Origin of the sequence: Clostridium sp. FP1, from assembly GCF_011065975.2 — a bacterium.
In the GTDB taxonomy this organism is placed as follows: domain Bacteria; phylum Bacillota; class Clostridia; order Clostridiales; family Clostridiaceae; genus Clostridium_AD; species Clostridium_AD tagluense.
Genome location: NZ_JAAMNJ020000001.1, coordinates 5036338 through 5049726 on the forward strand (window position 1 = coordinate 5036338; position 13389 = coordinate 5049726).

The window sequence follows — 13389 nt, forward strand, 5'->3', positions numbered from 1 at the left end:
CTTCTTTTTGTAGTGTAAAAAATAAAAACGAACTAAAAAATAACAATAAAAAGAGTAGTTTTTTATTGCTTTTATTAAAATCAAGAAGGAAAAGAGGCTGTCTCTTCAAATGATTTTTTAATCATTTTGAGACAGCCCCTTTACTTAGAAATAGTGCTATAGTATTGGAACTATTATCTTGCCCAACGTATTTACAAAGTTAAAATCCTCAAAACCAAATTCTTTTGTCACCGTAGATTCCGTTAAGTACAATACTCCTTTTACTATATCACCTTGAATCAATGGAATTACCATAACAGATTGCCAGTTTGGAACACCTGTAACGGTGTCATACTCAGTTATTGTGTCCCAATCTATCTTGCATACTCCCTGCTTACTCTTAATTACAGATTTTATTATATTCTCATTATAGGTATGGATATCCATCCATTCATTTTTGAAAATTTTTCTTGAATATTTGTCTATAATACTGTCATTATCCATAATAAACAATATTCCTTTTTGTGCTTCTGTAATTTCAATAATTCTACCTAATAAATTATATATTTTATCTTCTCTTGCAATATTTATGTTTGTAAGCTCAATTAATTCTATCATAGCAAGTACATTTCTATGATCTTGAATTGTATTACCAGATATTATTCCAGTAAGTCTATCTGTTCTTTTCGCCTTTTTAGAGAATTCACTGTTCCAAATATCATATCTATTTCGCCCTTGCTGCTTTGCCACATATAGGGCTTGATCTACTCTTTCAACCAATTCATCCTGCCACTCACCATGCAGAGGATAGGATGCCACGCCCAAACTTACAGTAACCTCTCGTCTATTGTCCAGTATTTTTTGTCCTTCTATTTTAGTCCTAAGTTTTTCAGCTATAAGCTCAGCATCGCAAACACCAGTGCCTGGAAGAATAACAATAAATTCTTCACCACCATATCTACCTACAACATCGGTTTCTCTTAAATTGCTCATAACAACATCACAAACCCTTTTTAACACATAATCGCCTGTCCTATGTCCAAACTTATCATTTATTATTTTAAAATAATCTAAATCATACATAATAAGTGAAAATTCACTGCCTGTCTGACTTGATAGTTCAATTTGTTCATCTAATGCCTCTTCTAGATATTTTCTAGTAAGAGTTCCTGTCAATTTATCAATAGACGCAGTTAATCTAAATTTATATTTTTCAATTATTATACCTATAACTTTACTGAGCTCCATACATTTTTTCATGCTATCATTATTAAGATTGTTTAATACCCTTTGTGATTCTATATATACATATCCAATAACATCCTTACTGCCTTGTATGTTTTTTCTTCTTTCACTTTTAATAAAGCCTTTTTCATTAGCATTTTCCATAATAATAGGAATGCAAATAAAGGCTTTTAAAGTATTATTAATAATATTTGTATCTCCATTTATATTTTGTTCTAGAGATACATCCCCTACTAAAACCGGTCTCTCTCCAGTTAAAATTTTAGATAATACCTCTTGGTTTTGTGGCAATTCATATCTTCTATCACTAGATGCAATAACTTTATAACCTTTGTCATTATCATTTATAATAATAGTTCCCCTAGTTGCTAGTGTTATATATGATAAATAATCTATTATAAGCTCTAAGTTTTTTCCATTATCCTCTTGTAGATTTTCTAAAACATCACTTATGTCATGGATATCTTCATGAAGAGATGATGAATATATTTTTTTTATAGACTTTATAAAATTCTTATTTTTCAAAATATCTTTATGATTTACTTGCTCTAGTAAAGATAACAGTCCAACCTCATCCTTAACATTAACAGGCGCAACTTCTAACACTTTCACATCTTTATTTTCCTTATAATATCTATTAATGACTAAAAATTTATTGAAAGGTCTCAATGCACTATTTAACTTAATATAAGACACTCTACACTGTACTGGTAATTTATTAATTATATCCTTTAATATCCCACAAGCCTCAAAATAATAGATTACTGCATACAAATAATCCTTTTTATCAAAGTAATGATCTCCCATTGCAGTGTATACTCTCCAATATATATCTACTTCATTATATTTATTTGAATATTCTAATGCTTCTTTGAAAATTTTAATGCTTTTCTTCTTATACATTAATCCATCAACATATAGCTTTTTAACATAGACTCTATGATCTTTTATATCAATATCAATCTTTTTAATTTCACTAAGAATATTAGATATATATTGCTGTTTTCCATTTTCATTCAAAAAAATTATTGCATCGTAAAATATGTTAAGTCTACTACTCAATGAGGATATTTTACTCGCTATAGTTATAATATTTTTAATGATTTCATTTGAATTTCCATCATCTTCTCTAAAATAAAATATTATATATTCATTTAAAATCTGAGACTGCCATTTAAAAATACATTCGTCATCTTCATATATATCTAGTGATTGCTGTATATATAACTGAGCCTTTTTCAAATCACCAAATTTATAGTTTATTTCAGCGGCTAAAAAATAAAATTCACCTATTTCTTTCCCTTGATTAGGATAATTTTCTAGTTCTTTATTGCAAAGTTCATAATACTTATAAGCATTATCGTAATCACCCAATTTTAAATATGAGCTAGCAATAGAATTATAACAATAAAAAACATGGAATTCATCTTCATATTTTTTACATATTTTTAATGTCTCCATGAAATATTGTAAAGATACTTCGTACTGCTGCTTAGAAAAATATGTAGCACCAATATTTATTAAAGCAAGTACCTCTTCTGAGCTCATATTGTTTTTTTCACATAGGTCCTTCATTTCCACAAAATATTTTATAGCTTTATTATCTTCTTGATAATAATCTCCATAAATAACGCCTATTCTATTTAAGGATTTTATTAACCCCTTAATATTATTATACTTATTGCAAACCTCTATATTTTTTTCAAATATTACTAATGCTTCCTGAACTCTACCACTTCTCAAATAAGCTAATCCCTTGTGGTTGTAAAATATGGTTTTAAGTTCTTCATATTCACCTATACACTCCTCTATGCAGCTGTTACATATAGTTTGTATACCTTCATAGTCTTGCTTTATGTCATATACCGATGCAAGAATACTTTGGCATTTAAGCATTCCCGAAACATAATCTACTTTTGAAAGCATAGTCTGAATTTTTTCAATATAATAAACAGTACTATCTATATTATTTTTGCTTAAGTACACCTGCGCTACTTTAATCAAGCTATCTATTATATATTTATGAAACTGAGTATTCCCCTTATACTTCTGTATTGATAGATAGTATTTTAGAGCTAAATCAATATGCCCCTCTTCTTCATGCAGCGCTGCGAGCTCCATAATAAGCTTTATATTTTTAACTGGATCCCAATCATAATTTATTATAGATATAGCTTTAGTTAAATTTTTTATTGCATCACTTCTATTTTTTAGAAGCTTCATTTTTTCAGCATTCTCAATGCAATAATCAATAATCTTTTCCTCTTGATTAGATTTTTCTAAGTGATAAATTAATTCCTCAATATATTCCCTGCCACCCTGTTTATATTGATTTTCAAGCACTAGCGAAGCCAATTTATGCATGCTTTTTCTGTCTTTCGACCCGATTTTTTCATACATAAGACTTTTAAGAAATTTATTATAAAAATCAAATACAAAACCTCTATCCTCAATTTTTTTGCACAGTATTCCCAAGGAAATAAGGCCTTCAATAGCTTTCTCTAACTCACTATTCTTCTTTTCAATAAAACTCACAATTATTTCTAAAGAAACAGCGCTGTTAAATATTGATATTATTTGTAAAATATTATAATTTAATTGTCCCATTTCTTTAACTTGATTTAATAGTACTCCATGCATATCTGTTGGTACTATAAACTCAGAATATTTATAATCTGTAGACCAATACCCCTTTTCACTATCTGCATAGATGTATTTTTTACTAAAAAAACTCTTTATAATTTCTTGCACAAATAATGGATTACCCTTTGTCTTTTCATATATACTAGCTACAAATTTATATGGTATAGTAGGCATACTAAGAATACTTTGAATCATTCTACCTACTTCTTTTTCATCTAGCTCTTTTAAAAAAATATTAGTTAAACCATCGCTCTTTGATATATTTTTATTGAATTCTGTAAATTTCTTATTTAGCACACATTCTCCGTCACAGTAAGACATTATGACCATAATATTTTTATTTGGTAGTTTTTTTCTCGTAAGATATTCCATTAACTCTATGGTAAAATCATCAGCTAAGTGAAAATTATCAATAATAATAACTATGGGCATGTTATTTATACATTCTTCAATAAATCCCGTTGCAGAATGCATAAGTCTAAACTTTTCTTTATGTCCACTTAATGGTTCAGATGGTATTATATTCTTTTTACCACTTAGTTCAGGTATAAATTTTACTAGCTCGGACTCATATTTTTCTAGCACCTCTGGTTCACATTCAGAAATGAATTGTTTTAATATATCTATAAAAGCCTTATTAGTATTTTTAGTAGAAGCATCCAAAATAAAACTACTATAAACATTTACTTTATTCAATGAAAAAAGATATTTTATTGAATTAATAAACCTAGTTTTACCAATACCTGATTCTCCATGAATTAAGATAGTAGAATTATAGTTATTTTTATTTTTAATAGAATCATACATATTAATAATTTTATTAACTTCCTCATCTCTACCTATCATTTTCAATTTAAAATTTAATTTTTCTATTTCTTCTTTTCTATGTGGTACATATTTCTTGCTAAAAACAATATTTATATCCATAACTAGTTCTGAAATACTTTTGTATCTTTTTGTGGCATCACTATAAATCATTTTGTAGATTATTTTTTTAAAAGATACATTAAAATTTTTATTTTTACTAATTATCTCCTGAATTTTAAACCCACTTTGATCTATACTGTCTTCATTAATACTGAAATTATGATCTTTACTTTTCATATATATAATAAAAAGTAATACCCCTAGAGAATATATATCACTAGAAATACTATCTTTTTCCCCTGCTAATATTTCTGGTGCCTTAAAATAATCGGCTTTATTTTCTTCCTTCCAGAAACCCTGTTTTTCAAGCTCCAAAGTGGCAAAATCTTTAAATTTAATGCAATACTTTTCACCATTTTCTATATTTGAAACTATGATATTAGATAAATTTATACCGCTATAAATAAAGCCTTTTAAGTGAAGATAGTTTATACTTTGGCAAATCTCTATAAACATATCTAATATCTCTTCATTTGGCATTTCACCTACAATATCTAAAATGCTAAAGTTATCTTGCACATATTCATTTGTGTAAAAATACACTTTATCATTTAATTTTTTATTATCTAACAGATTAACTAAGTCAAAATCATATACTAATGTTATATTTTTACAATCAAGGTTAGTTAAACTAATGAACTCTTTTGTATAGAATTCTATTAATTCTTTTTTAAGATATTCTGAATTAATAATATTTAATTGTACCATATCATAATTTTTTATTATGTCATTAACTACATAACTGGAAACTACCCTGTTTTGCTTTATACATTTAACTATCCTATATCTATTATTAATAATTTCCATTTTAATCACTTCCTTAAATATTAATTAATTCATAAACTGAAGTGATAGCATCCTAAAATCACCTTTGATCCTGTATCACAATACAAATATACCATATTTTTTGTATATCATCATCACTTTTCAGAAAAATATTTCTATAATTTCCTATTTTTTATAATCTCTTTAAAATTTGTACTTATCTATGATTATAACAAATTCTCATAGAGTTTAGCTTTTTTTTTAATAAAACATCAAATATCAGTGCTAAAACAACATTTGCAATACTGTTGTTGCATGCATGGGAATTGAATTGCATCACTTTCAAGCTTTTTTTGCTTCAGTGTTAATAATAATTATGCCTACTATAACTAAAATAACTGCCATTATAACCTTAGTTCCAACCACCCTTTCGCCTAGGAGCACATAGGATAAAAACACACCAAATAAAGGTATAGAAAATACCTCATACCCTACCTTTACTGACGGAAAAGCACTTCCCCATAAAAAACAACTTATAAGTGCTAGAATCATAATCATATATGGTTTATTAAATATTATATTTTCTTTATCTTTATTAATTTTCAATCGTATCTCTCCTTTTGATGATATTTATAGAACTAAGCTTTTACCCCTATTATCCATTTAACCTTAAAAACACCCCCAATAATTGGGGGTGTTTTTAAGGTTAAATGGATAATACAGTTCTATGTTAGTATCTCATATCCCGTTTCAGTAACACGTATGGTATGTTCCCACTGAGATGATAATGATCCGTCAATTGTAACAGCTGTCCAATCATCTTCAAGTACATCCGCTTCTGGGCTACCAATATTAATCATAGGTTCAATAGTAAAGGTCATGTTAGGTAGTAATATTGTACCCTCTCCTTTTTTGCCTATATGAGGTACAAAAGGTTCTTCATGGAATTCAAGTCCAACGCCGTGTCCACCATAATCATATACTACAGAATATCCAAGACTTTCTGCATGCTTCTGAATCGCATTCCCTATATCTCCAAGGGTATTATAAGGTTTAACCTGCTGTATTCCAAGATCTAAACACTCTTTTGATACACGTACCAGATCTATTGCTTCTTTTGATGCTTCACCCATTATAAACATTCTATTAGCATCACCATAATAGCCATCTAATATACAAGTCACATCTACATTAACTATATCGCCATCTTTTAAAACCGTATCATCAGGTATGCCATGGCATATTACATCATTTATTGATGTACATACACTTTTAGGAAAACCACCATAGCCTAGTGGTGCTGGATATGCATTATGCTCAACAGTATATTCATGCACCCAAGTATTTATTTCATTTGTAGCTACTCCGACTTTTATCCGCTCTCCCACCATATCAAGTATCTCATGAGTTAGCTTGCAACTCTTCCTTATGCCATCTATTTGTTCCTCTGTTTTCATTATATCCCTAGGTATTTTATAACCCACTTTTTGTTCTATATTACTTATAAATATATCCTGCTCCATATGGCATTTTTTATATTTCTTCCCACTGCCACACCAGCAAATATCATTTCGTGATAGTATGCTCATTATATTTCCTCCCAATTAGAATTATTCAAGCCATCAATTACAATTTAGTTTAACGACATATGCTTATTTCTAAGTGATCTTGAATTCTCAAGATTATATGCTATATTGATAGTTTCACTTTTAATTATAGTTTATAATTGTAAGTATTCAACCTTATTCCAAAATTTTTTTATAAATTGTCCTAAGATACGGTTTTTTCAAGCTCTTTTTTTATATTATGTGTATTATATTATATGTATTATATTTTCAATATCATATATTTCTATTTTTAGTGTAAATAATCTTTATATTTACATTTAAAATTACAAATTTTGTCATAAAATATATTATTTATAATATTAATAAGTAATACTGTGATTTTCGCTCTTAATAGTGTAAAATATATTATTATATCTTTATATTCCATGAATTTAAATTTTTGTTCATATGTGGTTTTCTTTCATTAAAAATAGGCTTTAATATTAATTTAAATATTAAAACTCATTTAAATTATATAAAATTACTTAATTGTTTATATTTAAGTTGGGATGTGATGTAATTATGCGACTTGTACCAATAGAATTTGTAAAACCAGGAGATTCCTTGGCTAAAACTATATTCGATAATGACGGAAGGGTTTTACTAAGAAAAGGTGTTACATTAACCGAAAACTTTTTATTAAGAATTAAGGGGTTACAAATTTATTCTGTTTATATTAATGATAAATATAGCAACATTATAATTGAAGATGTAATAAAACCCGAGTTACGCCAAAATGCTATAAAAGCTATAAAAGATACCTTCTATAGCTTAGAAAAATACAGTTTATATTCTAATGACGCAAATTTCAACAAAAAAAAATTTGCAAAAGAGAAGCAATCCTATTTTGAATCTATAGGGAATATTGCTAAAAATATAATTGACGAAATTATAAGCAAGAAAAACGTAATGATTAATCTGGTAGACATTAAAAGTATAGATAATTACACCTACCAACATAGTGTAAATGTAGCTATAATTTCTCTAGTACTCGGTGTTCAATTGCAACTAAATCAAGGTGATCTTTATACTTTATGTATGGGTGCACTTATACATGACATAGGTAAAGTTCTTATTCCAAAAGAAATAATTCTAAAACCCGGTCCCTTAACTGAAGAAGAGTTTAAAATTATGAAAGAGCATACTACTAAAGGATATGATTATTTAAAAGATTCTTTGGATATATCTGCTCCCGCGAGAATCGTAGCCCTTCAACATCATGAAAAAGTTAATGGATGCGGATATCCAGATAATATAAAGAATAAATCTATAAATAGATTTGCTAGAATTGTTGCTATTGCAGATGTGTATGATGCACTTACCTCAGACAGGCCTTATAAAAAAGCTATGTGCCCTAATAATGCTATAGAGTATATTTTCGCCCATAGTGATACTCAATTTGATTATAAAATGGTTAAAGCATTTTCCAAGGCTGTTGTACCTTACCCACCTGGAACCCTAGTTAAACTTAACACTGGTGATATCTGTGTGGTAACAAAGGTATTTCCTACCTATGCTTTAAGGCCGGAGGTTAAAATTATAAAAAGTGGAGCCTATTATAATTCCCAAGAGGTTGGGATAACTATTTCATTGGTAGAGAAGTTAGATTTAGTAATCGAAAATATTGAATTTACCATTTAACGACATTTCAGAAGGAAAGTCTCCTACTTCTATAAGTGGGAGTTACATTCTACAACAAAAACAAAACTTCAGTTGGAGTCTAAATCTCCTTCTGAAGTCTTTAATATTGCAGCACCGCAGGTGATGATTTAATATTTTATATGCATAGATTATTATCCATTAGATCATAACCTATGTTTTCATATCCTTTTAATATATTCATGTTTATTAGAGCCTGCGTTAGCTACTAGATTATTGTTAGCTATTTCTGTAGCTTCTTCTATATTCTTTGCCTTAAACATTATAGTTCCACCATTTCTATTATACATTCCCCCACAAATTAGATACTTAGAGGGATGATTAACCTTGCCCTTACTCGCGGCATAAGTTATCGCTAAACTTTCATTCCCATCTTGCGAATAATTAATTTTAACCCATAAATCCTTTGTTTCCATATGGTTTTACCTCCAGTTAAATCATCTACTAAAGTAGTCCATTAAATCTTCAGCTGTAAATTCAAGCTGCTATAAAACACAATAACTATATATTAAAAAATACTTTACAGGTATTTTTAGTCTTAATACTATATTGATAGTATATCGAACGTTTGTTCGTAAGTCAATAGATTTTATAATTTTTTAATGCCTTTGCTAAATATATATGTTTGTCCTATAATAAATATTACTCCTAATAAGTATTATTAATAATACTTATTAGGAGTAATATTTTAAAAAATCTAAAGGACTAAAAAGGTACAAATTTAGAATATTTTTTACACCCTAAGCCTGTACCCAGTACCCCAAACCGTTTCAATATATTGAGGCGCAGACGTAGATACCTCAATTTTTTCTCTGACTCTGCCAATATGCACTGTAACAGTTGCAGTATCTCCTATAGCATCAAACCCCCAAATTTTTTCAAATAATTCATTTTTGCTAAATACTCTATTGGGGTTTTCAGCCAAATATAACAATAGGTCAAATTCTTTTTGAGCTAAATTTATTTCAGCCCCATTCATAAATACCTGCCTACAATCTTTTTTTATTTCTAGCCCTCTTATTATAAGGGTATCGCTTTTTACACTTCTGTTAAATTTATTCTTTATTCTTTCATAATTTCGAATATGTGACTTAACTCTAGCAACTAGTTCACTAGGATTGAAGGGCTTTGTAATATAGTCATCTGCACCAAGACTTAAACCTTTTATTTTATCAATGTCTTCTTTTTTTGCAGAAACCATTAAAACTGGAATGTCCTTCTCCTCTTGCAAACTACGCAAAATAGTATACCCATCCATTTTAGGAAGCATAACATCAAGAATTAACAAGTCAAATTGATTTGTTTTTAATGCATTTAATCCATCTACTCCATTATTACATATAATAACTTCAAAGCCTTCAAGCTCTAAATAGTCTTTTTCAAGTTCAGCAATGCATTCATCATCTTCAACTATTAAAATCCTTTTCATAATAATCCTCTACCCTTCTGATATTTTTCCAAATGATATCAAAATGCTTGTACCATTATTTTCATGACTTACAGCCCAAATTGTACCCTTGTGTCCCTCTACAATTTGTTTTGCAATGGCAAGTCCAAGTCCACTTCCATTAGCTTCGCTTCTTGCAGCATCTGCTCTGTAAAACCTATCAAAGATTTTATTTACATCATTCTCCTCAATGCCGCAACCGTTATCCCTTATCTCGATAATAATGCTAGAATTAGTTTCTCTAAGCATTATGGTAATTTCACCTTGCTCTTTATCCATATATTTACGAGCATTATCAATAATATTTAGTATAACCCTCATCAATCTTTCTCTATCGATTTTAACGTATTTTGACCCTTTTAAATCATTTTTCAAGCAGATTTTTATATTGGATTTTTCAAGTTCTATGGAGCTTTCATTAATACAGTAGTTAAAGTAATCTATAATATCTGTTTTTTCAAAGTTAAAAGGAAGCTGACTTAAATCCAATTTGGAATATAAAAGTAAATCATCAATCATAACATCCATTTGTTCTGCCTTTGAATAAACAGTTTTTAAGTAGCGCTCTACCTTTTCAGGAGTATTTGCTACACCATCTAACACACCTTTAACATAACCTTTTATTGAAGTTATTGGGGTTTTAAGATCATGGGATATACTAGAAACTAGAATTGTCCTATTATCGTCGTACTTTTTTTTCAAACGAATAGAATCCTTAAGTTGTATTCTCATCTTTTCAAAATCAGCACATAACTCCACAATTTCTTTATCTCCAACTTCAATTATTTCTAGTTCTAAATCACCTTTACTAATTTCTCCCACTGCCGTTTTTAAAAGTGATAGGGGCTTTATTATTCTTTTTGAAAGTAGATAGGACATATTCATGTTAACCCCTATAAACGTCATAATAAATACCACAAGGATAAATATAATAAATTTTTCAAAAGTATTTGAATAATCTAGAATTGGTGCCAATAAAATGGCATGGCCTAGAGCTTCATCTTTAAACCTAAGTGGTGATACTTCAACCATGTAAGCTTTAGTACCAATTATGACTTGTTTTTTTTGAGATTTACTTTCAGCTTCTAATAAACATTTTTCTATATCAATTTTATTCATATCCTTTGATGCAAAAACAACAATATTGTTTTTAAGGATTATAAGGTCTCCATCTATATTTGATAACTTCTGGTACAAATACTTTTGAAACTTAGGATCCTCTATATCCTCAGAATTTTGTTTCCATATAGCACTGCTAGTATGAGCCAACTCCGTTTTTATAAGTATGATTTTTTTAAAATTATCATAACTTACGTCCTTGTTAAAAACTGTTGAGGCAGCAAAAATAAATAGAAACGCCGCTATAATTGTAATGACAAAAGGAATTACTATAGTTATAGTATTGGAGACAATTAACCGTTTTTTTATATTCATTTTTTCACCTCAAAAAGCCACTAAATTAACTTAACAGCTACTTTTAAAATTCTTTTTTATCAAATAAATAATATCCTGCTGTAAAAAATATTATACCATAACTAAGCATCATCATAAACTGAAGAAAAATTTTAATAGTAGGGATAGTATCCATGTTATATAGCGTATACCAGTTCATCATAGACGTAATAAATATGCCAGCATATCTGTAAAATATAACTCCTAGTCCTTTAAATGTAACAAAAGCAAAAATAGATAGGAAAAATACGCCTATTCCACTTCTAATTATATTGGTGAAAAACGCAATTATTATTGATAAAATCACCATAGGTATTAGTGTTACAGTATAAGAAATTATAATTTTAAAAACACTTCCTAAAGTAAAGGAATTTGAATTAAAAAGACAACCAGCCAGTATTGAAAAAATCATTACGAATAAAAGGTTGGCAATTATAAATAGCATAATTGCAGTTAGCTTGGCTGTATAAAACTTTAATCTTGAAATAGGCCTTGTAAGTGCTATTTTCATAGTATTGTGTGAAAATTCTCCTGAAAAACTTTCTATGGTAACAAGAGCAGTAAATAGTGGCAGAATAGTGTTTACCACTACAGAAAGTACAAGTATAGGAAATTCCATGCTAGAAACCCCACGCACCCCAAAACCCGTTCTTAATACAACCATAGATAGCTGCCCTATTATTATGAATATAAGTGATATAATCACTGCAACTAAAACTTTTTTTCTTTTATATAATTTTTCAATTTCATTTGTTAAAGCAGCTTTAAATTCTACCATTTCTTTCTACCTCGCTAACAAAATAATTTTCAAGGGAAGCATAGTTGTTTAGTATATTTTTCATAGTATCTACATTAAGCATTCGTCCATTGTATAATACACCAATATGAGTACAAGTAAGTTCAACATCATGGATAAGGTGACTTGAAATAAAAAATGTAGCATTTTCTTTTTCTACTAGGCTTTTTATTATATTTCTCATAGAAATCATCCCTTCAACATCAAGTCCATTTAAGGGTTCATCTAAAATAATCACTTCAGGCCGAGATAAAATTGCAGCTGCAATTCCTAGTCTTTGTTTCATTCCAAGAGAAAATTTTCTTGGTTTCTCGTTTTTATATTTTAAAAGTCCTGTAAGCTCTAAAACTTCATTTATTCTCTCATCATCAACATTTTTATAATACCTGGAAATTTGTTTTAAATTCTCATAGGCAGTTAAATATAGATAAGATTCTGCAGTTTCTATAATGCAACCTACTTTACCCATAGCCTTTTGATATTCTTCCACGATGCTGTGCCCTAAAATTTTAACATCACCACTGTCTGGTTTTATAAGACCAGTCATGACTTTCATAGCAGTAGTCTTCCCTGCACCATTTGGTCCTAAAAAACCAAATATTTCGCCTTTATGTATATCTAGATTAATATCTGTTATACCTCTTCCGTTTTTATATACCTTGGAAAGGTTTTTAATTTCAATTACTTTTTCCATTGTGCACCCCCAATTTAGTTTGATAAGTTTTATTATTATAGATTTAAAGTCACATCAATCACCATATAATAAAAATCAAATTATAATAGAATTAATAAGTTGGGGACCCCCAACTTATCTTGTTTTAGAGTCCCCTACCCATAATACCATTAAATCATCTTCTTCGAAGCTGCAA

General features: G+C 28.8%; 9 protein-coding genes. 1 reads left to right on the forward strand and 8 read right to left on the reverse strand.

Annotation, left to right across the window (positions count from 1 at the left end):
- Positions 1-156: 156 nt before the first annotated feature.
- From G9F70_RS23985 to G9F70_RS23995, 3 genes are all read right to left on the reverse strand, one after another.
- On the reverse strand, positions 157-5601 hold the full coding sequence (locus G9F70_RS23985; RefSeq protein ID WP_164945880.1) for a diguanylate cyclase: 5445 nt from the start codon (positions 5599-5601) through the stop codon (positions 157-159).
- Positions 5602-5901: 300 nt separating this feature from the next.
- Complete coding sequence (locus G9F70_RS23990) at positions 5902-6165, reverse strand: hypothetical protein (protein ID WP_164945878.1); 264 nt, start codon at positions 6163-6165, stop codon at positions 5902-5904.
- 119 nt (positions 6166-6284) lie between these two features.
- A complete protein-coding gene (locus G9F70_RS23995) occupies positions 6285-7148 on the reverse strand; it encodes a methionyl aminopeptidase (RefSeq protein ID WP_164945881.1) in 864 nt (287 codons plus the stop codon).
- Between the two features lie 540 nt (positions 7149-7688).
- Here G9F70_RS23995 and G9F70_RS24000 point away from each other — a divergent pair.
- Positions 7689-8807 (forward strand): HD-GYP domain-containing protein, encoded by a 1119-nt coding sequence (locus G9F70_RS24000; protein WP_164945882.1) that lies wholly within the window; start codon positions 7689-7691, stop codon positions 8805-8807.
- 179 nt (positions 8808-8986) lie between these two features.
- Here the strand turns inward: G9F70_RS24000 and G9F70_RS24005 are convergent, their stop codons facing one another.
- From G9F70_RS24005 to G9F70_RS24025, 5 genes are all read right to left on the reverse strand, one after another.
- On the reverse strand, positions 8987-9241 hold the full coding sequence (locus tag G9F70_RS24005; protein WP_164945883.1) for a hypothetical protein: 255 nt from the start codon (positions 9239-9241) through the stop codon (positions 8987-8989).
- Positions 9242-9558: 317 nt separating this feature from the next.
- A complete protein-coding gene (locus G9F70_RS24010) occupies positions 9559-10254 on the reverse strand; it encodes a response regulator transcription factor (RefSeq protein WP_164945884.1) in 696 nt (231 codons plus the stop codon).
- Between the two features lie 9 nt (positions 10255-10263).
- A complete protein-coding gene (locus G9F70_RS24015) occupies positions 10264-11706 on the reverse strand; it encodes a sensor histidine kinase (RefSeq protein WP_164945885.1) in 1443 nt (480 codons plus the stop codon).
- A gap of 43 nt (positions 11707-11749) precedes the next feature.
- Positions 11750-12502 carry an ABC transporter permease gene (locus G9F70_RS24020; RefSeq protein ID WP_164945886.1) on the reverse strand — a complete coding sequence of 251 codons (753 nt, stop codon included), beginning with the start codon at positions 12500-12502 and terminating at the stop codon, positions 11750-11752.
- A complete protein-coding gene (locus tag G9F70_RS24025) occupies positions 12489-13214 on the reverse strand; it encodes an ABC transporter ATP-binding protein (RefSeq protein ID WP_164945887.1) in 726 nt (241 codons plus the stop codon). Before G9F70_RS24025 ends, G9F70_RS24020 begins: the two co-directional genes overlap by 14 nt.
- Between the last annotated feature and the right edge of the window lie 175 nt (positions 13215-13389).